The following is a 23,300-nucleotide window of genomic DNA, read 5'->3' on the forward strand; positions in this document are numbered from 1 at the left end:
CGTAGGCATGCTAGCCCTCGGCAAACTGCTCGAATTGACCCTCGCCGGCCGCGAGCCGACCGAGAAGATCCAGCTCACCGCCGACGGCACGCGCCTGCACTGGCTCGCCGAAGGCGCGCTGGAGGTGACGCCGATCGGCGCGCGCGACAATGGCCGCGACCTGATGCTGTCGGCGGGCATCCACGGCAACGAGACGGCGCCCATCGAACTGCTCGACAGCCTGCTGCAGCGCATCGCCCGCGGCGAGCTGAAGCCGGCGGCACGGCTGCTGTTCCTGCTCGGCAACCCGGAGGCGATGCGCCGTGGCGAGCGTTACCTGGAGCAGGACATCAACCGCCTGTTCTGCGGCCGTCACCAGGAAGGCAGCGGCAACGAGGCGCTGCGCGCTTCCGAGCTGGAGCGCCTGGCGGCGGTGTTCTTCTCCCGCGACGGACGCACGCGCCTGCACTACGACCTGCACACGGCGATCCGCGGCTCGAAGATCGAGCAGTTCGCCCTCTATCCGTTCAGCGAAGGCCGCGAGCATTCCCGCGCCGAACTGGCGCGCCTGCGCAGCGCCGGCATCGACGCCGTGCTGCTGCAGAGCAAGACGGGCATCACCTTCAGTTCCTACACCTATAGCCAGCTCGGCGCCGAGGCCTTCACCCTGGAGCTGGGCAAGGCGCGCCCGTTCGGCCAGAACCAGGTGGTCAACCTCGATCGCCTGGACGCCTGCCTGGTCGACCTGATCAGCGGCGCTGAAGCCGAACTGGACGGCACCCAGCTGGACGGCCTGCAACTGTTCGCCGTGTCCCGCGAAGTGATCAAGCACAGCGACCACTTCCGCCTGCACCTGGACGACAAGGTGGACAACTTCACCGAGCTGGAGCACGGCTACCTGCTCGCCGAGGACATCGGCGGCACGCGCTGGGTGGTGGAGGAGCAGGGCGCGCGGATCATCTTCCCCAACCCGCGGGTGAAGAACGGCCTGCGCGCCGGGATACTGGTGGTGCCGGTGGAGCTCTGAGGTGGCTCCGCAATAGGCTGTCGACTGTACTAGGGTTATTACCGACGACTGTTTCTGCTCGTCTTCATTGCTCCTGAAATGCGTTTGCGGCTCGCCCGTCTCTCCCGGGCGGGCCGCTTTTTTATCGAGCGATGCCGGCCTCTGGGATCTGCCGATGTTCCGTCCGGGAACAAAACCTCAACAGACCCCGGGGCATTTCGGGAGTAGAATCTGTGCCTTTTACGTCGGATGTAGTAAAACTACATGACGTCATGCCCCGGAATGTCCGGGCAAGGGAACAGGAATCAGGACATCCGGACATGCTCGAGCATCCGCTGAAGCGCTTCTTTCATTCCATGCGGGCCAAGCGACCATTCGACTGGGTGCGCTTCCAGCGCCGCGACCTGCTGCTGATCGATCATCCATTGTGCCAGGCCGTGTTCAGCCGCCAGGGCGCGCAGCTGCTGCATTTCCAGCCGCAGGGCGAACGCGCGCTGCTGTGGTGCAGCGGCGACTGGCCGAGCCTCAGTACCGCGCCGATCCGCGGCGGGATTCCGGTGTGCTGGCCGTGGTTCGGCAGCCATCCCACGGAAAGCGAGTGGCCCCAGCATGGCTGGGCGCGCCAGCGCGAGTGGCGCCTGCTGGAGGCCTACGCCGACGAAAGCAGGGTAGTGGTGAGCTGGCAACTGGACGTCGAGGACTGGCACGTGCGCCTCGACGCGCGGCTGGGACGCACCCTGGAAATGGACCTGTGCAGCTACCACGAGGATGACGGCGACTGCCTGTTCAGCTTCGCCCTGCAGCCGTACTGGCGGGTCGGCGCGTTGCGCCGGGTGGTGGTGCACGGCATGGAACTGGAATCCGCCCGCAACAATTCGGGGGCCGCGCGCCTGCCGGGGACCTGGAAGCCGAGCGGGGCGATCAAGCAGGTGCTCTACCACCCCGGCTCGCTGGTGCTGGAAGATGCCGGCTGGCAGCGCCGCCTGCGCATCGACAAGAACGCCAGCGCCGGCAGCGTCATCTGGCATCCGGGCAGCCGCGCGGTGAGCCAGATCGAGCCGGGCGAGGCGGAACGCTTCCTCTGCATCGGCGCCGCCGGCTACCGCCCGGGCGGCCTCATCCTCGCCCCGGGCGAGCGGATGCGCCTGAGTTTGCGGGCAGGACTCCTGTAACTGGGGTAGGGCGGGTGAATCCGCCCTACTCGAAATGCTCCGGCCAATTGTAGGAGCGGGCCATGCCCGCGACCGCCGTGCGGGCCGATGTCGCGCGCATGGCGCGCTCCTACAAGGGTCCTATCCCTCAACCTTCCTCGTCCAGCTGGTAGCGCGTCGGCACCAGGCTTTCCTTGATCCGCCGCAGATGCGGCTGGAAGTCCACGCCGCGGCGCAGGGTGACGCCGGTGGCGAGCACGTCGAGCACGGTGAGCTGGATGATCCGCGAGGTCATCGGCATGTAGATGTCGGTGTCTTCCGGCAGCGGGATGTCCAGGCTCAGGGTGCAGGCCTTCGCCAGCGGCGAGTCGGCCGCGGTCAGGCCGAGCACCGAGGCGCCGTTCTCCCGCGCCAGGTTCGCCACGTCCACCAGTTCGCGGGTGCGCCCGGTGTAGGAAATCACCACGAACAGGTCGCCGGTGTGCGCCACCGAGGCGATCATCCGCTGCATCAGCACGTCGCTCTGCGCCGACACCGCCAGGTTGAAGCGGAAGAACTTGTGCTGCGCGTCCAGCGCCACCGAGGCGGAGGCGCCGAGGCCGAAGAAGTGGATCTGCCGCGCCTGGATCAGCAGGTCGACGGCGCGGTCGATGACGCGCGGGTCGAGCAGCTTGTAGGCGCTGTCCAGCGAGGCGATGGTGCTGCTGAAGATCTTCCGCGTGTACGCCTCGGGGCCGTCGTCCTCGGCCACCGCCTGGGCGACGAAGGCGGCGCCGCTGGCCAGGCTCTGCGCCAGCTGGATCTTCAGCTCCGGATAGCCGCTCATGCCGAACGAGCGGCAGAAGCGGTTCACCGTCGGTTCGCTGACCGCCGACGCCTGGGCCAGTGCCGCGATGCTGAAGCGGGTCGCCTGCTGCGGATTGCTCAGAATCACTTCGGCGACTTTGCGTTCCGCCTTGTTGAGCTCTTCCAGGCGGGACTGGATTTGCTCCAGCAGGTTTTTCATCCGGGCTCCTTGGCTGGCTGGGCATTCGATCGGCCGGGCCTGTGGGTCCGGCCAGCGGCGCTATCCTAACTGCAGGTCGGCGGGCGACCAACTGCACAGCGCTTCACTAAAAATATGTTGTTTAATTACTACATATTTGTCTTAATTGCGTGGTTGCTAGCCTAATATCACTCAATATTTTCTTGGTAACAACAAATGCCTGACGTCCGAGTCTTGCCTTGCACGCTGGCGCTCTTCGGTGCGCTGGGTGACCTCGCCCTGCGCAAACTGCTACCGGCGCTGTACCAGCTCGATCGCGAAGGGCTGCTGCATCGCGACACCCGCATCCTCGCCCTGGCGCGTGCCACGGACGGGGCGCCGGAACCGCTGGCGGTGATTGAGCAGCGCCTGCGCCAGGCGCTGCCGGCGGCCGAATGGGACGACGGGGTGTGGACGCGCTTCCACGCCCGGCTCGCCTTCCTCGCCATGGACTTCGCCGATGCGCAGTCCTACGCCGCCCTGCACGCCGCGGTGGCCGACGAACTGCCGCTGGTGGCCTACTTCGCCACGCCGGCCTCGGTGTTCGGCGCGATCTGCGAGAACCTCGCCGCCATCGGCCTCGCCGAGCGCACCCGGGTGGTGCTGGAGAAGCCCATCGGCCGCGACCTGGAGTCGTCCCGCGCGATCAACGAGGCGGTGGCGCGCTACTTCCCGGAGAACCGCATCTACCGGATCGACCACTACCTGGGCAAGGAGACGGTGCAGAACCTGATCGCCCTGCGCTTCGCCAACAGCCTGTTCGAGACGCAGTGGAACCAGAACCACATTTCCCACGTGGAAATCACCGTGGCCGAACAGGTCGGCATCGAAGGCCGCTGGGGCTACTTCGACCAGGCCGGCCAGTTGCGCGACATGGTGCAGAACCACCTGCTGCAACTGCTCTGCCTGATCGCCATGGACCCGCCCAGCGACCTCAGCGCGGACTCCATCCGCGACGAGAAGGTCAAGGTGCTGCGCGCCCTCGAACCCATTCCGCCGGAACAGCTGGCCACTCGCGTGGTGCGCGGGCAATACACCGCCGGCTACATCAGCGGCAAGCCGGTGCCGGGCTATCTGGAAGAGGAACACGCCAACCGCGGCAGCGGCGCGGAAACCTTCGTCGCCCTGCGCGTGGATATCCGCAACTGGCGCTGGTCCGGCGTGCCCTTCTACCTGCGCACCGGCAAGCGCATGCCGCAGAAGCTGTCGCAGATCGTCATCCACTTCAAGGAACCGCCGCACTACATCTTCGCGCCCGAGCAGCGCTCGCTGATCAGCAACCGCCTGATCATCCGCCTGCAGCCGGACGAGGGCATCTCCCTGCAGGTGATGACCAAGGACCAGGGGCTGGGCAAGGGCATGCAGCTGCGCAGCGGCCCGCTGGACCTGGATTTCTCCGAGACCTTCCGCGCCGCCCGCGTGCCCGACGCCTACGAGCGGCTGCTGCTGGAAGTCATGCAGGGCAACCAGTACCTCTTCGTGCGCAAGGACGAAGTGGAGTTCGCCTGGATGTGGTGCGACCGCCTGATCGCCGGCTGGGAACGCCTCGGCGAGGCGCCCAAGCCGTATCCGGCGGGAAGCTGGGGGCCGCAGGCGGCGGTGGCATTGATCGCACGTGACGGGAGGGACTGGTATGGCGACCACTGATCTGCAACTTCCGGCCGGCGTCGGCTGGACCGAATGGGCCGACGCAGCGGCGCAGGCTGCGGGCCTGGCCGGATACGTGGCGGAACATCTGCGCGCGGCGCTGGCCGGGCGCGAACATGCCCTGCTGGTGGTTTCCGGCGGGCGCAGCCCGGTGGCCTTCCTCGAAGCGTTGAGCGGGCAGGAGCTGGACTGGGCGCGGGTCTGCGTCAGCCTGGCCGACGAGCGCTGGGTGCCGGAGTCGCATCCGGACAGCAATGCCGGACTGGTGCGCCGTCACCTGCTGCGGGGCGCGGCGGCGAAGGCGCGCTTCATCGGCCTGTACCAGCCGGCGGCCAGCCTCGACGAGGCCGCGCAGGCGGCGGACCGGCATCTGCACGAGCTGCCGCTGCCCATCGATGTGCTGGTGCTGGGCATGGGCGACGACGGCCATACCGCCTCGCTGTTCCCCGCCAGCCCGGGGCTGGAGCAGGCGCTCGACCCGCAAGGCGGGCGCCGCTGCCTGCCGATGTGGGCGCCGAGCGTGCCGCACCAGCGCCTGACCCTGAGCCGCCCGCTGCTGGCCTCGGCGCGCGTGCAGCTGCTGGCCATCCAGGGCCAGGCGAAACTCGCCACTCTGCGCGCGGCGCTGGCCGCGCCGGAGGAGCGGGTGATGCCGGTGAAGGCGTTCCTCCAATCTCCCTTGTCCATCCATTGGTGCCCTTGAGTCGCGGAGTCGTAATCCAATGAGCAACATCGAACTGAAAAACCAGCGAGTCGAGGAGATTTGCCAGCGCGCCGGCATCGTCCCGGTGATCACCATCGACCGCGAGCAGGACATCCTGCCGATGGCCGACGCCCTCGCTGCCGGTGGCCTGAACACGCTGGAAATCACCCTGCGCACCAAGCTGGGCCTGACCGCCATCCGCACCCTCGCCGAACAGCGTCCGCAGATGCACATCGGCGCGGGGACCATCCTCGACCCGCAGGGCTTCGTCGCGGCGGTGGAGGCCGGTGCGCAGTTCATCGTCACCCCCGGCTGCACCGAGGAACTGCTGAAGTTCGCCCTGGACAGCGAGGTGCCGCTGCTGCCCGGCGTGGCCACCGCTTCCGAGATCATGTACGCCTATCGCCTGGGTTACCGGCGCTTCAAGCTGTTCCCGGCCAAGGTCTGCGGCGGCCCCGAGGCGCTGAAGGCATTCGGCGGCCCCTTCCCGGACGCGCGCTTCTGCCCCACCGGCGGCGTCGCTCCGGACAATGTCGACCAGTACTTCAAGCTGCCCAACGTGATGTGCGTGGGCGGCAGCTGGATGCTGCCCAAGGCGCTGGTGGACAGCGGCGACTGGACCGGCATCGAGCGCCTGACCCGCGAGGCGGTGGAGCTGCTGCCGAAGAAATGACCACACTGAGTTGTCCCGATCTGGACGATGCCCGGCCTTGCGCCGGGCTTTTTTTTCAGCTTTGGGTCGCGGGCATGGCCCGCTTCCTACAGGGTTTCGCTGGAACGTTATCGTTCCCACGCTCCTGCGTGGGAATGCAGCTATCGACGCTCCCGCGTCGGAATGCGCGAACCTCACTTCCTGCCGCGCACGCAGCCGTTCTCGTCGAAGCTCACGCTGCGCGCGCCGTGCCGGCCGTTCGACCTGTACCGGTAATGCACATATCCATTCTGCTGCCTGACCACATCCGGCCGCCCCAGTGCGCTTTCCACGGCGGCGCGGGGCATGCCGGCCTTGACCTTGCCTTCGATGATGGCCTTGCGCAGTTCGCTGCCGACCACGCGGTTGCCGCAGCCATCGTCCTTCTCGCCGACCACCACGAGGTCTGCGGATTTCTCGCTGCGCTTGCGCGAGGGGGACTGCGGGCGCCTGGTACGGGGCGTGGTCTGGCGGGCCGGAGGAGCGGCGGCGGGAAGCAGCGTGTCACCGCCCGGTGGCGGATTGTCCGCCTCCTGCGACAGCTCGCGCTGGTCGCTGGCGCAGCCATACTGGCTGAAGATCACGCGCCCGTCGGAGCCTTCGCAACGGAACACGGTGGTGGCTGTTGCGGTCTGCAATAACAGCGGAGCGAGAAGGAGCAGGGCGGGACGAAGCGGGCGCATGGGCGGTCCTCCGTGATCGGGTCTGGAGGCAGCCTAGAAAGGTCTCGGGTAGGCACGCGCCGGATGTCCTGCAGGATACTTCGGGTATCACTTCGCACAATGAACCGGATGTGAACTTTGCGGTGCAAGCGATTGTTCTATCCTGACTTTTATCGCGCCAAAACGGCCGGGAGTGTTATCATTTCCGGAATCTGCCCAGCTCGGGCGCATGGGACACAACCATGGACATACCCAGTAGTTACTCAGAACCACGATTGCGAAAACACGACCTGATGTATTGATCCCCTCTGGCGCGTTCTGCCACTGGGGGTGGAGCGTGCTATGACCGAAGTAGAAGCCAAAAAGCCGCAGGAAAGCCTGCAGGACCGCCTGAGCCAGGTGGTCGACCTGCTGCAGAAGCACAAGCTGGTGGAAGACCTGACGCACCGTCAGGAAGGCCAGCACCACGACCTCGTGGAAAACCTCGTCCACCGGCAGAACCTCGCCGAGCTGCAGCGCAAGCTGGACGAGCTGCACCCCGCCGACATCGCCCACATCCTCGAATCGCTGCCGCTCGACGACCGCATGACGGTCTGGCAACTGGTCAAGGCCGAGCGCGACGGCGACATTCTCCTCGAAGTATCCGACGCGGTGCGCGAGACCCTGATCGCCGACATGGACGATCACGAGATCCTCGCCGCGGCCAAGGAGATGGACGCCGACGAACTCGCCGACCTGGCGCCGGAACTGCCGCGCGACGTGGTCCACGAGCTGATGGAAACCCTCGACGCTCAGCAGCGCGAGCGCGTGCGCTCGGCGCTGTCCTACGAGGAAGACCAGGTCGGCGCGCTGATGGACTTCGAGATGGTCACCATCCGCGACGACGTCAGCCTGGAAGTGGTGCTGCGCTACCTGCGCCGCCTGAAGGAGTTGCCGGGGCACACCGACAAGCTGTTCGTGGTCGACTACGACGGCGTGCTCCAGGGCGTGCTGCCGATCAAGCGCCTGCTGGTGAACGATCCGGACAAGCAGGTCGCCGAAGTCATGGCCACCGATCCGGTGACCTTCGACCCCGACGAGGACGGCTACGATGCCGCCCAGGCGTTCGAGCGCTACGACCTGATTTCCGCGCCGGTGGTGGACAAGAACGGCAAGCTGATCGGCCGCCTGACCATCGACGAGATGGTCGACCTGATCCGTGAGGAAAGCGAAAGCGAAGTGCTGAACATGGCCGGTCTGCGCGAGGAGGAAGACATCTTCGCCTCGGTGTGGAAATCGGTGCGCAACCGCTGGGCCTGGCTGGCCACCAACCTGGTCACCGCCTTCGTCGCCTCGCGGGTGATCGGCCTGTTCGAAGGTTCGATCGAGAAGCTGGTGGCGCTGGCCGCGCTGATGCCGATCGTGGCGGGCATCGGCGGCAATTCCGGCAACCAGACCATCACCATGATCGTGCGCGGCATGGCCCTCGATCAGGTCCAGCTCAGCAGCGGCAGCCGCCTGCTGCGCAAGGAACTGGGCGTGGCGCTGGTGAACGGTATCGTCTGGGGCGGCGTGATCGGTGCGGTCGCCTATTACCTGTACGGCAGCTGGCAGCTCGGCGCGGTGATGACCGGCGCCATGACCCTCAACCTGCTGCTGGCGGCGCTGATGGGCGTGCTCATTCCGATGACCCTGCAGCGCCTGGGACGCGATCCGGCGATGGGCTCCAGCGTGATGATCACGGCGATGACCGACAGCGGCGGTTTCTTCATCTTCCTCGGCCTGGCCACGCTGTTCCTGATGTAACGGCTGCAGGTCATCGGCCGACAGAAGCGGGCTCATGGACCTCCATGAGCCCGTTTCTTCATCCGCGCCAGCCTCGCGCAGCCACCCGGCACTGGCCGAAACGCTCCGCGCCTGCTGAACTGCTTTCAGCGGAGAAGATTCGGGATCGAGGCCATCAGCCATGCAAGCCACCCTGTTCAGCGTCGGCGATCCGGTGCCCTGGTTCCATTGCCGCACGCGCCTGAGGGAGCGTTTCTACTTCGACAACGTCGCCGGCCGGTACGTGGTGCTGTCCTTCTTCGAATCGGCCGGCGATCCGGGAACCCGCGGCTTCCTCGCGGAAATCCACGCCGCGCGCCAGCATTTCAACGACAACCACCTGAGTTTCTTCGGTGTTTCCACCGACCCCGACGACGAGAAGCAGGGCCGGATCGAGGATGAACTGCCGGGTGTCCGCTACTTCTGGGATTTCGATCGCGCGGTCAGCCGGCGCTATGGCGTCCTCGACGGCGACGGGCGTGTCCGGGCGACGACCTATCTGCTCGATCCGACGCTTCGCGTGCTGGCCGTGATCCCGCCGACGGTGCCGGTGGAAGAGCGGGCGCAGGCATTGATCCGGCATCTCGACGACCTGCCCGCCCTGCCCAGCACGCACCCGGCCACGGAACATGCGCCGGTGATCGTGGTGCCGCGCGTCTTCGAGCCATCGCTGTGCGAGGCCCTGATCCGCTATTACGAGGAGCAGGGCGGCACGGAGTCCGGCTTCATGGTGGAACAGGACGGCAAGACCATCGAGGTGAGCGACCATGCCCACAAGCGGCGCCGCGACTGTTTCGTCCAGGACCAGCAACTGACCGATGCCTGCACGCGGAGGATCAGGCGGCGACTGGTTCCGGAAATCGCCAAGGCGTTCCAGTTCCGCGTGACGCGCCTGGAGCGCCTGCTGGTGGCGTGCTACGACAGCGCCGAGGGCGGGCATTTCCGTCCGCACCGGGACAACACCACCAGGGGCACCGCGCATCGCCGCTTCGCCGTGTCGCTGTTCCTCAACAGCGGCGAGTACGAGGGCGGCTTCCTGCGCTTCCCGGAGTACGGCAACGCCCTGTACAGCGCGCCGACCGGCGGCGCGGTGGTGTTCTCCTGCTCGCTGCTGCACCAGGCGACGGCGGTGACCAGCGGGCGTCGCTACATGTTCCTGCCCTTCCTCTATGACGAGGCGGCGCATCTGGTTCGCGAGGAGAACCGGCAGTATCTGGTGAGCTGACGAACCGCTGGCAGGGCAGGGCTTCTTTAGCGGGAGGGGAGTTCAGCGGTCTGCCGGAAAGAAATGCAGAGCAGGCCCATGGGGATTCATGAGCCTGTTTCCATCGGCGCGGCCTGGCAGACGATGCCTTCGACGACCGGCATCAGCCTCGCGGGCCGGCTTTTTCATCCCATGCGATCTTCAGGCGTCGTTCTGCGCCAGCTCGGCATCGTGGGCGATCAGTGCGATCAGCGCGTTCTGCTGGCGATGGGTCAGCTGGCGGAAGCGTTGCAGCAGCTCGCGCTCGTGCGGGCTCAGTTCCGGGCTGTCCAGGCGCAGGCCGTGGCTGTCCTGCAGGGCGCCTTCACGGAGCAGGCTCTGCTCCAGGCGGGCAATGATCTCCGAGTTCATGCTGCGGTGATGACTGCGGGCGACCTCAGCGATGCGTTCACGCATGCCCTCGGGCAGGCGAACGACGAACTTGTCTGCGGTGCGGCTGGAGTAGGTGGGAGTTGCCTGTTTCAATGGGCGCATACATTAACCTGTTCAGTCGATAAGAACGGAGCGGTAGGAATCGGGTCTGGCGCTTTGACAGCGGGTTGCTCCGAATGTTCAGCGCGGAATGGGAGTTTTATTATTCTCCGCGGCTACCTGACCTGCATCCTAGACGTCATTGTCTGGCGGGTGAAGGCTAATTGCCAGTAGCGGATTTCCTAAATATGACAGAGAAGTGGACGCACTTTTCGTCGTCATTGGAAATTCCCCGGCAGATTAACCAATCGATCAAAAATGCGAATTGAACGCAGCCGAAGTTGGGTGCCATTTCAAATAAATCTGCAATATTTCCAGCGGCGCCTGTCCAATCCTGCACGAAGCCTGGACGAGACGACAGGCTTTTGATCGGCGGCCGTCACCGCGCCCCGGCCGGGCTGGTAATCTGCCGCGTCTGGAAAATTCAGAGAATCCTATGGCAGGCAGACTGATCTACCTGATGGGGCCCTCCGGTTCGGGCAAGGACAGCCTGCTGCTGGCGGCGCGCGAGGCGCTGGCGGCGCAGGGATGCCGGATCGCCCGGCGCGTGGTCACGCGCAGGAGGAAGGCCCACGGCGAGGATGCGCACAATGTATCGCCGGAAGAATTCGACGCGCTGGAAAGGGCCAGCGCCTTCGCCATGAGCTGGCGGGCCAACGGGCTCGCCTACGGGATTCCCCGGCAGATCGACCAGTGGCTGGCGGAAGGCTACGACGTGCTGGTCAACGGTTCGCGCGGCTATCTCGCCGAGGCGCGGCGCCGTTATCCCGGCCTGCTGGCGCTGCTGCTGAGCGTCACCCCGGACGTGCTGCGCCAGCGCCTGCAGGCGCGCGGGCGGGAGACGCCGGAAGAGATCGAGGCGCGGCTGGCGCGCAACGCCGCCTTCGCCAGGGGGCTGGAGGGGCCGGTGATCGTGCTGGACAACTCCGTCGGCCTGGACTGCACCACCGACCATCTGCTCGCGCTGCTGGGCGAGGCGCCGCGCGTCGCCAGCTGACAACCTCAGGCGAGCTTCAGCGACAGGCTCACCCCGTGTGGCGCGAAGCCCAGCGCGGCGTAGAAGCGATGGGCCATCTCGCGGTCCTGGTGGCTGGACAGCGCCAGCTTGTAGCAGCCCCAGTCCCGCGCCTGTTCGACGGCATGGCCGATCAGCGCCTGGCCGATGCCCTGGCCGCGGGCGCGGGTGTCCACCACCATGTCCTCGAGGATCGCCGAGCGCGCGAAGTCGTGGGCGATGTGTTCGATCAGGTGCAGGCTGCAGGTGCCCAGCAGCACGCCGTCGCGTTCGGCGACCAGGGTGACCTGCAGGGGATTGCGCAGCCGAAGCCGCCCGGCCAGTTGCACCGGGTCGGGCTCCGGGTCGTCGGAACCCAGTTGCGCCAGTAGCGGCGCCAGCGCCGGCGCATCGGCCGGAACCGCGACACGCACGGCGAAGGTGGCGAAGGGCGAATCGGGCGAGGCGGCGGAACTCATGGCTAACCTCCTGGCTGTGCTGAAAAATTATCGGCATGCCGGATGGCATTGGCATGACAAATCGTCCGGCGATGGTTAACATGCGGACCCACTTCATCGCGCGTCGTCCCCATAGTTCAAGGGATAGAATAAGCCCCTCCTAAGGGCTAGATACTGGTTCGAATCCAGTTGGGGACGCCATCCACCCCGCCCGTGGCCGGCCGCTCGCGCCGATTCCTGTCTCGCCCCTCTCCAAATCGCAGCAATCACCAGGCCGCGCCATTCGCCGCTTCGTCGTGGGCTAATCTTCTGGATGCACCGGCCGCTCCGCTTCACGCGCGTGGCGCTGCCGCACAGATCGCCGCCCGAAACGCAGGCAGCGCGTCCATTCATTCCAGACGATAAGGAGTGCGCAAAATGGCTGTTTTCACGCACGTAACAGTCGGCACCAACAACCTGCCTCAAGCTCGCGAATTCTACGATGACGTTCTCGGCAAGTTCGGCCTGAAGCGCCTCGCCGACCTGGGCGACAACGGCTCCATCTGGGGCGTGGATGCCCCCTCGTTCTTCGTCCTCAGGCCCGCCAACGGCCAGCCGGCCACGGTCGGCAACGGCGTCACGGTCAGCTTCGAGGCGCCCGACCGGGCTTCCATCGACGCCGCCCATGGCGCCGCTCTCGCGCGCGGCGGCCAGGATGAGGGCGCCCCGGGCCCGCGCAGCTGGAAGGAGAACGCCTACGCCGCGTACTTCCGCGACCTCGACGGCAACAAGATCGCCGCCTACTGCTTCAAGCCCGCCTGAAGCCCCGTTTCGCCAGCTCCCGCGCTGCGGCGCGGGAGCGCCACCAGCCGGTAGCGCGCCAGTTCCCCGGGCGACAGCACGCGCATGTCGTGCGGGGCGATGCCGTTCATGTCTTCCAGCAGGCTGGCGGAAACGTCCATCTCGCGCAGATACGCCGCCGGGCTGTAGCGGCTGGTGCCGTGGGCCGAGGCGGCCGCCGAATCGCCGGCGGGATAGTAGGGGCGGTGCAGGCCCACGTGCCCGCGCACCGTGCGCGCATTGCCGGCGGCCAGCAGGTAGACGCAGGCGCCCTGGCACACTGCGTTGGCCGGCACCAGCGCATCGAAGCCGGAATCCCGCAGCAGCCTGCCCATGCGGATCGCTTCGGCGACGCTGCCGCCGATGCTGTCCAGCAGCACCAGCTTCTTCTCGTACTTGCCCGGATTCTCGCGGATGCCGCGGATCAGCGCCTCATAGTCGCCGGGCGCGATGTCCTCGGAAACGCGCACCGCCAGCACCGGGCCGAGGCTCTTGTGCTGCGCGGGGCGCACGTCGACCCTGGCCATGGCAAGGGTCGAACAGAGGGCTGAAAGGGCGATCAGGGCGGCCCGGAATGCGCGACTGGGCATGACTGCGAAACTTCCTCTACCTATCTCATCGGCAGATGCAGAAGATAGCCTCTGCGAGGCATGGCCGAATAGTGGCAGTCGCTCAGAAAAGCCCCGGGCGCGGGTAACTGGCGATCCCGGCCTGATGGTGGATAACGCCGGCGGCGTTATCCACCCTGCGAGAGCGGATGGCCGGTGAATCGCGGCTCGCGCTTCTCGATGAACGCCTGCACCCCCTCGCGCGCATCCGCGCTGCGGGTGCTCGCCAGCAATGCCGCGCCTTCGATGTCCAGGTGGGTCTGCACATCGCGGCCCGCTGCGCCGTCGCACAGCTGCTTGACCAGCCCGAAGGCGGTGGTGGCGCCGCAGGCCAGGGTGCGGATCAGTGCTTCCGCCGCGCCGGCCAGTTCCCCCGGCGCGTGCAACTGGTCGAACAGCCCCATCGCCAGGCACTGCCGGGCGTCAAAGGTCTCGTTGAGGATGAACAGGCGCTTGGCCCGCGCGGCGCCGATGCGCTGGGCGACATGGTACGAGGCGCCGATATCCGGGGTCAGGCCGATGGCCGTATAGCCGCCGCGTACCCGCACCCTGTCGCTGGCGAGGACGAAGTCGGCGCAGCAGGCCAGGGCGATGCCCGCGCCGCCGGCGCTGCCATGCACCACGCTGACCACCGGCACCGGCAGGCTCGCCAGTTGCTTCATCGCTGGGTTGAGCCGTTCCAGCATGGCGCCGATGTGCTCGGGCAGGCGCTTGCGGTTCTCGACGAACTCGCCGATGTCGCCGCCGCTGCAGAAGCGCGGGCCGTTGGCGGAGATCACCAGCACGCGCAGATCGGCGCGGGCGATCTGCTCCACGGCATCGGCGAAGGCGGCGCAGAAGGCCAGGCTGATGGCGTTGCCGTCGTCCGGACGGTTGAGGACGAGGCGGGCGATGCCAGCTTCGACGCTGTAAAGAACTGGGGGCTGGGGGTTCAAGGTGGGTACTCCTGAAAAATAGCTTCCCGCTCCAACACCGGGTTCGCGAACAAGCTCGCTCCTACAGGGGCACGACGCTGCCGTGTAGGAGCGAGCTTGCTCGCGAACAACTCTCCCGGCGGCGCAGAGGCTGGCCTCCTGCGATGGAGCGAGGGTGACTCAGTTGACCCGCTGCACCGCCGGCAACCGATAGCGGCCGTCGAGCACCGCCGGCTCCGGGCCGTAGAAGCGCATGGTCAGGTTGAACGGGCCTTCCGGCGCCGGCAGCCAGTTGGCGGTGTCCGCCGGGCGCTCGTGCTGGATGACCAGGGTGATCGAGCCGTCGGCGTCGGTCTTCAGGCCGTCGGTGGTGCTGCCGATGCTGTAGCGGCGGAAGTCGTTCTCGACGAAGTACATGTCCGGGCCGTACAGCGACAGGTTCCAGAACACCGCCGCCGGCGGCTGCTCGCCTTTGGCGAAGCGCAGCACGTACCTGTGCCTGCCGCTCAGGGGGTCGCCCTGGTCGTCGATTTCGGTGTTCGGGTAGTAGACCTGCTCGGCGTTCTGCGCGCCGATCACGTTCCTGGTCAGCGTCGCGCGCAGCGGGAAGTCGTAGCCGGCGCGGCCGCCGAGCATGAAGTAGCGCCAGCCATTGGTGACTTCGCCGGGGTTCTGCCAGCGCTGGGCGACGATCTGCTCGCCGGCCTGCGCCGCGCGGGCCAGGCCGCGCAGGGTGGCCGCGTCCAGCGAGCGCCAGTCGAAGCCGCGGGCGATGCTCAGGCCGATGGTGCCGAAGCTGTCGATCAGCGACTGGTCGCGGTCGCCGGTGGCGGGCAGGAATTTCTGCATGGCCTGGCCGAGATAATCGAAGAAGCGCACGTTCTCCGGCGCGGCGCTGACGTAGTCGGCCGGCAGCTCGGCCTTCGGCGCCTTGTAGGCAAGGCCCTCGCGCTGGTAGGCAGACAGCGGCATCAGCTGGAAGCCCTTCTGCGCCTCGACGGCGAGCGGGATCTCGGCCGAGGTGGGGGCGTTGATGCGCGCGGCGACGATGGCGAAGTTGGTGCGCGACTGGATCAGCTGCATGCCGGCCGGCACCACGCCGCGGAAACCGGGTGCGACGATCAGGTAGTCGCCCGGCTGCGGGCCGGCGTTGCCGCCGATATTGGCCGTCACCTCGTCCAGCATGTTGCCGACCTGGATCAGCGACCAGCGCTTTTCCGGCAGCTGCGGTACGTGGAGCACGAAGGGTTCGCTGCGCAGGTCGAGGCGCGCATAGGCATCGATGGTCACGTTGTTGGGCGTGACGACGGTGCGGTCCCTGGCGGTCTTCAGCTCGGTGTGCTTGCGGAAGCTGTTCAGGTTGACCACGCCGGCCTTGATGCTGCGCAGCCCGCCCATGTCGTAGCGGACCAGCGGATAGCCCCAGGCGTAGGCCTGGATGCCCAGTGCGTAGGCGTACTCTTCGCGGGCCTGCTCGGCGGACATCGCGCTTGCCGTCCTTGCGTCGGCGGCCAGCGCAGGGGCGTAGGTGGGAACAAGCAGGGAAAGACCGAGGCCCAGGGCCAGTGCGAGTTTCGTTCTTGTCATTGTCGTTCTCGAAGCAACTGGAAGAGAAAGGCGAAGGCCGGCGCGGATGGCTCCGCGCCGGCCCCCCGGGGCATCACAGCGAGCGGGCGACGATTTCCTTCATGATCTCGCTGGTGCCGGCGTAGATGCGCTGCACGCGGGCGTCGATGTACATGCGCGCGATCGGGTACTCGAGCATGTAGCCGTAGCCGCCGAACATCTGCAGGCACTCGTCCACCACCTTGCCGAGGGTTTCGGTGGTCCAGAACTTGGCCTTCGACGCGGTGACCGTGTCCATGCTGCCGTCGAGCATGCGCTGCACGCAGTTGTCGACGAACACGCGGATGACGGTGGCCTGGGTGTCGACCTCGGCCAGCTTGAAGCGGATGTTCTGCTGCTCCAGCAGCGGCTTGCCGAACGCCTTGCGCTCCTTCACGTACTCGGTGGTCAGGCGTACCGCGCGCTCGATCGAGGCGCAGGCGCCGACGGCCACGCCGACGCGCTCGTAGACCAGGTCCGACATCAGCTGGCGCATGCCGTTGCCTTCCACGCCGCCGAGCAGGTTGGCCACCGGCACGCGCACGTCCTGGAACGACAGCTCGCTGGTGTCGGCGTTGTGCTGGCCGATCTTCTCCAGCACGCGGCCGACGCTGTAGCCCCGGGCGTCGCGGGTCTCGACGATGATCAGCGACATGCCCCGGCTGCCGGCATTCGGATCGGTCCTGGTCACCACCACCACCAGGTCGGCCATCGAGCCGTTGGAGATGAAGGTCTTGGCGCCGTCGATCACGTACTCGTCGCCCTCGCGCACGGCGCGGGTGCGGATGCCCTGCAGGTCGGAGCCGGCGCCCGGCTCGGTCATGGCGATGGCGCCGATCATCTCGCCGGAGGCCAGGCGCGGCAGGTACTTCTGCTTCTGCTCCTCGGTGCCGTGGTTGAGGATGTAGTGCGAGACGATGTGGTGCACCTGGACGCCGAAGCCCCAGTCGCCGACCGCCGCCTGCTCCTCGAAGAACACCGCCAGGTGGGCGAAGTTGCCGCCGCTGCCGCCGTATTCCTCGGGCATGTCCAGCGCCAGCAGGCCCAACTCGCCGGCCTTGTACCAGAGCTCGCGGTCGACGTGGTGCTGCTTGTACCAGCGCTCCTGGTGCGGCACGACTTCCTCGGCGAAGAAGCGCCGCACGTTGTCGCGGAAGACCTCCAGTTCGGAGTCCATCCAGGGGGAGGTGTAGGTTTGGCTCATGTCTCGGTCACCTGAGGAAATTCGTCATCGAAGCGGGCCTGTCCATGGCCGGCCCGCGAGGGTGGTTCAGCGCTTGCTCTTGGCCAGGAAGCCGGCGATCGCGTCCTTGTGGAACTGGGTGGTGAAGCACTCCTTCTCCGCGGCGAGGGAGAAGTCCAGCACCAGGTTCACGGTGTCGCGCAGGATTTTGTTCACCGACGCCTTGGTCGAGCGGATGGCGATCTGCGAGCCGCCGGCCAGGCGCTGGGCGAAGGCCTGGGCGCGGGCGACCAGTTCGTCGGCGGGCACCACGTCGGTGACCAGGCCGATGCGCTCGGCTTCCGCCGCGCTCAGCACGTCGCCGGTCATCAGGTAGCGCTTGGCGCGGGCCGGGCCGGCCAGCAGCGGCCAGATCGCCGAGCCGCCGTCGCCGGCGGTGACGCCGATGGATACGTGCGGGTCGGACAGTTTGGCGTTGTCGGCGGCGAACACCGTGTCACCGAACAGCGCGATGGTGCAGCCGAGGCCGACCGCCAGGCCGTTCACCGCGGTGATCAGCGGCTGCGGCAGTTCGAGGATGTCGATGATGATCTTGCGCGCCTCGACGAACAGGCGGTCGAGGTCTTCCTGCGGCATGCCGTGGAACCACGACAGGTCGCCGCCGGCGGAGAAGGCGCGGCCGGCGCCGGTCAGCACCACGGCGTCGACGCTCCTGTCCTGGGCGATGTCGGCGAACACCCGGGACAGCTCGGTGTGCAGCAGCGAACTGGTCGCGTTGAGGGTTTCCGGCTGGTTCAGGGTGACGGTCAGCACGCGGCCTTCCTGGCTGAACCTGATGGCCTGGTATTTCGAATAATCCATGGGGTGCTCCAGTGATCGGATGGGGTCAGGCAGCGGTGACGCCGCCGTCGACGGTGCAGGCGGAACCGGTGACGAAGGAGGCCTGCTCCGAGGCGAGCCAGGCGACCACCTCGGCCACCTCTCCGGGCTTGGCCATGCGGCGCAGGGCGGCGCGGTTGATGTCGGCCATGAGCTTCCTGTCCTGGAAGATGTTGTTGTCGCCCACTGTCATCGGGGTTTCGATGTAGCCCGGGCAGACGGCGTTGATGCGGATGCCGTGGCGGCCGGATTCCAGCGCCGCGGCCCTGGTCAGGCCGATCACGCCGTGCTTGGCGGCGCAGTAGGCGGAACCGCCGACGGTACCCTTCAGGCCCATGATCGAGGCAGTGTTGACGATGGCGCCGCCGCGTTCCCGCATGGCCTTGAGTTCGTGGACCATGCAGTTGAAGACGCCGGTCAGGTTGATGTCGATGACCCGCTGCCAGTTCTCCACGCCGTAGTCGGTGGTCAGCAACGGATAGCCGCCGATGCCGGCGTTGTTGAAGGCGATGTCCAGCTGGCCGAAGCGCTCCAGGGTCTGCTCGACCATGCGCTGGCAGTCGGCGTCCCTGCTGACGTCGACCTGCAGCGCCAGCGCCTCGCCGCCCAGCTCGGCGATTTCCGCGGCGCAGGCCCGGGCGTTTTCCAGGGAGATATCGGCGACCACCACGCGGGCGCCGGAGCGGGCGAACAGCAGCGCGGTGGCGCGGCCGATGCCGGAGCCGCCACCGGTGACGATGGCGACCTTGCCTTCGAGATTGTTCATTGTCGTTGCCTTCAGCAGGGGAGTCTGGGGACGATCATGCAGAAGGCGAGGGCGCTGCACCCTCGTCGGAAACGACGATTTGGCGTTCACGCAGGAGCGCGCCGGGGGCGCGGTTCGCGGGCATGGCCCGCTCCTACGGGGGAGCGCTCATCGTTCCCAGGCTCCTGCGTCCCCATGCGATGCGGCGGGTTGCACCCGCCCTACGTCAGAGCCATCCGCATTGCCGGGCGATAGCCACCGCGTGGGTGCGGCTGTGGCTGCCGAGCTTGGTATTGATGTTGCGCAGGTGGGTGCGCACGGTGGTTTCGCTGACGAACAGGCGCTCGGCGATCTCGCGGTTGCGCAGGCCCTCGGCGGACAGGCGCAGCACACGCAGTTCCTTCTCGGTCAGGGGTTCCACGCCTTCGGCGAGCGGGGGTTCCCCATGGCCGGCCAGTAGCCGCTCGAGCAGCGCCTTGGCCGCGTCCGGCATACGGCTGCCGCGCAGTTGCGCCAGTACGGCGAGCAGCGCCGGTCCCTCGTCGGCGAAGGTGCGCACGAAGCCTTCGCTGGCGGCGAACTGCAGCGCATCGAGCAGGTGGCGCCTGCCCTCGGCCTCCTCGCCGCCGGCGCACAGCGCCTGGCCGAGGAGTATCTGCAGCTTCAGCGCGCGGCGCTGGCGCTGCTGGTCGTGCGCTTCCTCCAGCGCCTGCCGGGCCGTCTCGACGGCCTGCCGCGTCCGGCCGCCGTGCAGGTCCAGGCGGATGCGCCCGAGCAGCGGCGAGTCGATATCGTTGGAGTGCATCGCCAGGCCCTGGTAGGGCGCCCAGACCCGCGCCTCGCCGGCCTTGTCGAGCAGCGCCGCGGCGTTCTGCAGGCTGCCTTGCAGCAGGGCGATGCGTGCGTGTTCGAGGCGGGCGCTGGCGACCAGGCGTGGCTGCGCCTTGCCGTGGCCGAGCCCTTCCAGTTCCGCCAGCAGCAGGTCGGCCCGTTCGCTGTCGCCGGCCAGCCGGGCGATGCGCGAAAGAGTCAGGTAGCTGGCGATGAGATGGTCGGGCGAAACGCTGTCGCGCACCATCGGCAGGTAGAGGTTGAGCAGGCGCTCGGCCTCGGCCAGTTCGTCGCGTTCGTACAGCGCCTCGGCCAGCACCGTCACCGCCAGCACGCTGCCGGACAGGTAGCGCACGGACTGCGGCCCGTCGCTCGCCAGCGCGTTGCGCAGCCGCGCCACGGCGCTGCGCAACTGGCCACGGGCGATCTCGATCAGCGCCAGCAGCCCCTGCGCCATGGTGACGATGAAGCTGTTGCCGCTGTTCAGGCGAATCCGGCTGCCGCGTTCGAGGAAGGCCTGTGCCTCGTCGAAGCGATTGGCGGCGGTCAGGCAGAAGCCGTAGGAATCGACGAGGATGCCATAGGCGAACGCCTGCTCCGGCGACAGCAGCTGCAGGCAGTGCTGCCAGCGTTGCGTGGCCTGGTGGATGTCGTCGGTCATGGCGCAGACGAAGGCCTGCACGGCTTCCGCCTGTCCGCGCAGGGCGGTATCGCCCGGCGCGCCGGTGTCGGGCTCGGGCAGGCGGCGGAGCATCTGCATGGCCTGCGTCGGGTAGGGGCTGAAGCCCAGTCCCCAGGCGCGGGTCAGCAGCAGCTGCGGGTGCTGCAGCAGGCGGTCGTTCAGCGCCGGCGTCTCGAACCAGCGCGCCAGCAGGCGGGTGCGTCCCTGCCAGAGCAGGCTTTCGGCATGGGCCTCCAGCAGGGCGAGGGTCTGCGCCGTATCGCCGCTGCGCAGGGCGTGCTCGATGGCCGGCACCGGCCGCTGTTGTTCCGCGTACCAGTCGCTGGCGCGGCGGTGCAGCGCCGGCAGGTCGCGGGCGCTGGCCTGGCGCAGCTGGTTGCGGAGGAATTCGCGGAACAGCGGATGGTAGCGGTACCAGCGCCGCTCGTTGTCCTGGGGGATGAGGAAGAGCTGGGCCTGCTCCGTGCGGGCCAGCAGCGCCGCGCTGTCGTCGCGCTGCAGCACGTGATCGCAGAGCGGCGCGCAGAGTTCGTCGAGCAGGCTGCTGCGGATCAGGAAGTCGCGCAGTTCCTGCGGCTGGCGCGCCAGCACGTCTTCCAGCAGGTAGTCGCCGAGCGCCGCATTGGTGCCGTCGAAGGTCTCGATGAAGCGCTCTGCATCGGCGCCGCCCTGCAGCGCCAGGGACACCAGCCAGAGCGCCGTGACCCAGCCTTCGGTGCGCTGCTGCAGGCGCTGCAGCTGCTCGTCGTCCAGCGCCAGACCGCGATGCCGGCGGAGGAAGTCGGCGGTCTCGGCGGCGCTGAAGCGCAGGTCGGCGGCGCTGATCTCCAGCAGTTCGCCGTGGGCGCGGAAGCGTCCGAGGCCGATGTCCGGCAGGCGCCGCGAGCCGATCAGCAGCTGGCCGTGGGCCGGCAGGTCATCGGCGACCTGCCGCACCAGGGCGAGCACCGTGGGATTGCGCAGCGCCTCGAAGTCGTCGAGGAAGAGGGTGAAGGGTTGCGACAGCGCCACCAGTTGATCGGCCAGGTCGATGGCGCCCGGGACTTCGTGGGCGCTGATCGCCAGCTCCGGTGCGATGTCCTGCAAGGCGCCGACCAGGTGGCTGACGAAGCGCGCCGCGTCGTTGTCGGCGTCGTCCAGGGTCAGCCAGGCCACCGCGCGGCCGGCCGCCGGCAGCGTCTCGAAGGCCTGGCGCATGATGGTCGACTTGCCGAAACCGGCCGGCGCATGCACCAGGATCAGCCGCGCGGCGGCGCCTTCGCGGATGCGCGCGAGCAGGTCGGCGCGCTGCAACGCCGCGCTGCGGACGGGCGGCGGCTGCAGCTTGGTGCGGCGCAGGCGGGCGCTGGCGGGAGGGGTTGGCGCGGTGCTGTTCGTCACTGTGGAGCCCCGGTCCGGAGGGAGTGGATCGAGCCTGGCATTCTAGCCCTGTGCAAAAGATCGAAGCGCTGGAGGCGTGTCGAGATGTTTTGGCAGGAGCATCCCCGGTGGGGCGAATGATGCGCCAGCCTTCCCGGGGCCTCAGAGGCTGCCGACCAGGTGCCCGCCGTCCACTTCCAGCACGGTGCCGGTGATGAAGGCGCCGGCATCGCTGGCCAGCAGCAGGAACGGGCCTTCCAGGTCCTGCAGGGTGCCCAGGCGGCGCATCGGCACGGCGTCGCGGATGTAGGCCTGGCCCTTTTCGCTGTCGAAGTAGGCGTCGTTCATCTCGGTGCGGAAGTAGCCGGGGGCGATGGCGTTGACGCGGATGCCGCTGCGCGCCAGCTCCAGCGCCATCACCCTGGTCAGCTGCACCACGCCGGCCTTGGCCGCGCCGTACATGGCCTGGCCGAAGCCGGGACGCACGCCGAGGATCGACGAGATGTTGATGATGCTGCCCGGGCGGCCGGCCTTGCTCAGGCGCTGCGCGGCGCACTGGGCGACGCGCCAGACGCCGTCGAGGTTGGTGGAGATCATGCCGTGCCAGTCGTCTTCGCTGATGTCCAGGCTGCGCTTGCTGTTGGCGATGCCGGCGTTGTTCAGCACCACGTCGACCACGCCGAAGGCCGCTTCGGCGGCATCGAAGGCGGCTTCGACGGCGGCGCGGTCGGTGACGTCCAGCGCCACGCCGATCGCCGCGCCGCCTGCCGCCTGGATCTCCGCGGCGATTTCCGCCAGGCGCTCGGTGCGGCGGGCGGCCAGTACCACGCGGCCGCCGGCGCGGGCGGCGGCGCGCGCCAGGTGGGCGCCTATGCCGCTGGAGGCGCCGGTGATCAGGACGGTCTTGCCGGCCAGGGAGAAGTTCGGTTGCGCGTTCATGCAGGTGCCTCGGGAGAATTCGGGCGGTAAACCGCGGATAAAAAGACGGCCACTTCGCTGTGGCCGTTAACACTCAAGGGGTTGCCGCCGCGGGCTGGTCGGCTGGATGTCAGGCTGCGGAGATCGCGCCGTCCACCACCATGGCGTGACCCATGGTGAAGCTGGCGTTGTCGCTGCACAGGTAGAGCACCGCGTCGGCGATTTCCTGCGGGCGGCCCAGACGGCCGGCCGGATGGTAGGCCGCCTTGTCCACGGCGCCGTCGATCACGCGCAGGCCCATGTCGGTTTCGATCAGGCCCGGGCAGACGGCGTTGACGCGCACGCCCTTCCTGGCGAATTCCACCGCCGCCGATTTGCTCAGGCCGATCACGGCGTGCTTGGAGGCGGAATAGATGCTCATGTTCTTCACGCCGCGGATGCCGGCCACCGACGCGGTGTTGACGATGGCGCCGCCGCCCTGGGCCGCCATCACCGGCAGCTGATGCTTCAGGCACTGCCAGACGCCCTTGACGTTGACGTCCATGATGGCGTCGAACTCGCTTTCCTCGAAGGTCGGCAGGCGGTCCTTCCGGCCTTCGATGCCGGCGTTGTTCACCGCATAGTCGAGACGGCCATAGGTGGCGACGGTCTGCTCGACCAGTGCCTTCACCTCGTCTCCCGACACCACGTTGCAACGAACGAAAGTGGCTTCGCCGCCCGCGCTGCGGATCATCTCGACGGTGGCTTCGCCGCCGTCGCCGTCGACGTCGCTGACCACCACCTTCAGGCCCTCGGCGGCGAAGGCGAGGGCCACGGCGCGGCCGATGCCGCCGGCGGCGCCGGTGACCAGGGCGACCTGGCCGGAGAATTTCATGCTCATGCTTTTCCTCGATGGCGGACCCGC

The 23,300-nt window shown here is 67.7% G+C and carries 22 protein-coding genes and 1 tRNA gene; 10 read left to right on the plus strand and 13 right to left on the minus strand.

Annotated elements, in window-relative coordinates:
- The first annotated feature begins 7 nt into the window (after positions 1 to 7).
- Both astE and BLR75_RS00615 read left to right on the plus strand, forming a co-directional pair.
- The gene (gene astE / locus BLR75_RS00610; RefSeq protein ID WP_084313136.1) at positions 8 to 1,006 is read left to right on the plus strand and encodes a succinylglutamate desuccinylase; all 999 of its coding nucleotides are present in this window, start codon (positions 8 to 10) and stop codon (positions 1,004 to 1,006) included.
- 299 nt (positions 1,007 to 1,305) lie between these two features.
- Positions 1,306 to 2,157 (plus strand): D-hexose-6-phosphate mutarotase, encoded by an 852-nt coding sequence (locus BLR75_RS00615; protein ID WP_084313137.1) that lies wholly within the window; start codon positions 1,306 to 1,308, stop codon positions 2,155 to 2,157.
- A 127-nt stretch (positions 2,158 to 2,284) separates the two neighbouring features.
- On the opposite strand, the gene BLR75_RS00620 is transcribed toward BLR75_RS00615, so the two are convergent.
- On the minus strand, positions 2,285 to 3,142 hold the full coding sequence (locus BLR75_RS00620) for a MurR/RpiR family transcriptional regulator (RefSeq protein ID WP_084313138.1): 858 nt from the start codon (positions 3,140 to 3,142) through the stop codon (positions 2,285 to 2,287).
- Positions 3,143 to 3,337: 195 nt separating this feature from the next.
- On the opposite strand from BLR75_RS00620, the gene zwf reads away from it, so the two are divergent.
- The 3 genes from zwf to BLR75_RS00635 are packed head-to-tail and all read left to right on the plus strand — an operon-like array spanning position 3,338 to position 6,183.
- Positions 3,338 to 4,807 carry a glucose-6-phosphate dehydrogenase gene (zwf, locus tag BLR75_RS00625; RefSeq protein ID WP_084313139.1) on the plus strand — a complete coding sequence of 490 codons (1,470 nt, stop codon included), beginning with the start codon at positions 3,338 to 3,340 and terminating at the stop codon, positions 4,805 to 4,807.
- A complete protein-coding gene (pgl, locus tag BLR75_RS00630; protein WP_084313140.1) occupies positions 4,794 to 5,510 on the plus strand; it encodes a 6-phosphogluconolactonase in 717 nt (238 codons plus the stop codon). Before zwf ends, pgl begins: the two co-directional genes overlap by 14 nt.
- 19 nt (positions 5,511 to 5,529) lie before the next feature.
- Positions 5,530 to 6,183 carry a bifunctional 4-hydroxy-2-oxoglutarate aldolase/2-dehydro-3-deoxy-phosphogluconate aldolase gene (locus tag BLR75_RS00635; protein ID WP_084313141.1) on the plus strand — a complete coding sequence of 218 codons (654 nt, stop codon included), beginning with the start codon at positions 5,530 to 5,532 and terminating at the stop codon, positions 6,181 to 6,183.
- Between the two features lie 173 nt (positions 6,184 to 6,356).
- Here BLR75_RS00635 and BLR75_RS00640 read toward each other — a convergent pair whose 3' ends face one another.
- A complete protein-coding gene (locus BLR75_RS00640) occupies positions 6,357 to 6,884 on the minus strand; it encodes a hypothetical protein (RefSeq protein ID WP_084313142.1) in 528 nt (175 codons plus the stop codon).
- Between the two features lie 321 nt (positions 6,885 to 7,205).
- On the opposite strand from BLR75_RS00640, the gene mgtE reads away from it, so the two are divergent.
- Complete coding sequence (gene mgtE / locus BLR75_RS00645; protein WP_084313143.1) at positions 7,206 to 8,648, plus strand: magnesium transporter; 1,443 nt, start codon at positions 7,206 to 7,208, stop codon at positions 8,646 to 8,648.
- A gap of 160 nt (positions 8,649 to 8,808) precedes the next feature.
- Positions 8,809 to 9,891, plus strand: coding sequence for a redoxin domain-containing protein (locus BLR75_RS00650; protein ID WP_084313144.1), 1,083 nt, complete (start codon positions 8,809 to 8,811; stop codon positions 9,889 to 9,891).
- Positions 9,892 to 10,071: 180 nt separating this feature from the next.
- On the opposite strand, the gene BLR75_RS00655 is transcribed toward BLR75_RS00650, so the two are convergent.
- Positions 10,072 to 10,404, minus strand: coding sequence for an Arc family DNA-binding protein (locus tag BLR75_RS00655; protein ID WP_084313145.1), 333 nt, complete (start codon positions 10,402 to 10,404; stop codon positions 10,072 to 10,074).
- A gap of 433 nt (positions 10,405 to 10,837) precedes the next feature.
- Between BLR75_RS00655 and phnN the strand changes: the two genes are divergently transcribed.
- Positions 10,838 to 11,398 carry a phosphonate metabolism protein/1,5-bisphosphokinase (PRPP-forming) PhnN gene (gene phnN / locus BLR75_RS00660; protein ID WP_084313146.1) on the plus strand — a complete coding sequence of 187 codons (561 nt, stop codon included), beginning with the start codon at positions 10,838 to 10,840 and terminating at the stop codon, positions 11,396 to 11,398.
- Between the two features lie 5 nt (positions 11,399 to 11,403).
- Here the strand turns inward: phnN and BLR75_RS00665 are convergent, their stop codons facing one another.
- Entirely contained in the window at positions 11,404 to 11,874 is a 471-nt protein-coding gene (locus BLR75_RS00665; RefSeq protein WP_084313147.1) for a GNAT family N-acetyltransferase, read from the minus strand.
- A gap of 105 nt (positions 11,875 to 11,979) precedes the next feature.
- Here BLR75_RS00665 and BLR75_RS00670 point away from each other — a divergent pair.
- Positions 11,980 to 12,054 (plus strand) — tRNA-Arg (locus BLR75_RS00670).
- 216 nt (positions 12,055 to 12,270) lie between these two features.
- On the plus strand, positions 12,271 to 12,654 hold the full coding sequence (locus BLR75_RS00675; RefSeq protein ID WP_084313148.1) for a VOC family protein: 384 nt from the start codon (positions 12,271 to 12,273) through the stop codon (positions 12,652 to 12,654).
- Here BLR75_RS00675 and BLR75_RS00680 read toward each other — a convergent pair.
- From BLR75_RS00680 to BLR75_RS00720, 9 genes are all read right to left on the minus strand, one after another.
- Positions 12,633 to 13,262 (minus strand): COG3904 family protein, encoded by a 630-nt coding sequence (locus BLR75_RS00680; protein ID WP_084313149.1) that lies wholly within the window; start codon positions 13,260 to 13,262, stop codon positions 12,633 to 12,635. The genes BLR75_RS00675 and BLR75_RS00680 overlap by 22 nt on opposite strands.
- 146 nt (positions 13,263 to 13,408) lie before the next feature.
- On the minus strand, positions 13,409 to 14,215 hold the full coding sequence (locus BLR75_RS00685) for an enoyl-CoA hydratase/isomerase family protein (RefSeq protein WP_084313150.1): 807 nt from the start codon (positions 14,213 to 14,215) through the stop codon (positions 13,409 to 13,411).
- Positions 14,216 to 14,374: 159 nt separating this feature from the next.
- Positions 14,375 to 15,781: a DUF1254 domain-containing protein gene (locus BLR75_RS00690; RefSeq protein WP_217633557.1), complete on the minus strand. Its 1,407-nt coding sequence runs from the start codon at positions 15,779 to 15,781 to the stop codon at positions 14,375 to 14,377.
- A 73-nt stretch (positions 15,782 to 15,854) separates the two neighbouring features.
- A complete protein-coding gene (locus BLR75_RS00695) occupies positions 15,855 to 17,003 on the minus strand; it encodes an acyl-CoA dehydrogenase family protein (RefSeq protein ID WP_084313152.1) in 1,149 nt (382 codons plus the stop codon).
- Between the two features lie 66 nt (positions 17,004 to 17,069).
- Positions 17,070 to 17,843 (minus strand): enoyl-CoA hydratase/isomerase family protein, encoded by a 774-nt coding sequence (locus BLR75_RS00700; RefSeq protein WP_084313153.1) that lies wholly within the window; start codon positions 17,841 to 17,843, stop codon positions 17,070 to 17,072.
- A 25-nt stretch (positions 17,844 to 17,868) separates the two neighbouring features.
- Positions 17,869 to 18,627, minus strand: coding sequence for an SDR family NAD(P)-dependent oxidoreductase (locus tag BLR75_RS00705; protein ID WP_084313154.1), 759 nt, complete (start codon positions 18,625 to 18,627; stop codon positions 17,869 to 17,871).
- A gap of 205 nt (positions 18,628 to 18,832) precedes the next feature.
- Positions 18,833 to 21,499 carry a winged helix-turn-helix domain-containing protein gene (locus BLR75_RS27150; RefSeq protein WP_084313155.1) on the minus strand — a complete coding sequence of 889 codons (2,667 nt, stop codon included), beginning with the start codon at positions 21,497 to 21,499 and terminating at the stop codon, positions 18,833 to 18,835.
- Between the two features lie 141 nt (positions 21,500 to 21,640).
- Positions 21,641 to 22,417: an SDR family NAD(P)-dependent oxidoreductase gene (locus tag BLR75_RS00715; protein ID WP_084313156.1), complete on the minus strand. Its 777-nt coding sequence runs from the start codon at positions 22,415 to 22,417 to the stop codon at positions 21,641 to 21,643.
- A gap of 109 nt (positions 22,418 to 22,526) precedes the next feature.
- Entirely contained in the window at positions 22,527 to 23,276 is a 750-nt protein-coding gene (locus BLR75_RS00720; protein WP_084313157.1) for an SDR family oxidoreductase, read from the minus strand.
- Positions 23,277 to 23,300: the final 24 nt, after the last annotated feature.

Source organism: Pseudomonas jinjuensis (assembly GCF_900103845.1).
GTDB lineage: Bacteria > Pseudomonadota > Gammaproteobacteria > Pseudomonadales > Pseudomonadaceae > Pseudomonas > Pseudomonas jinjuensis.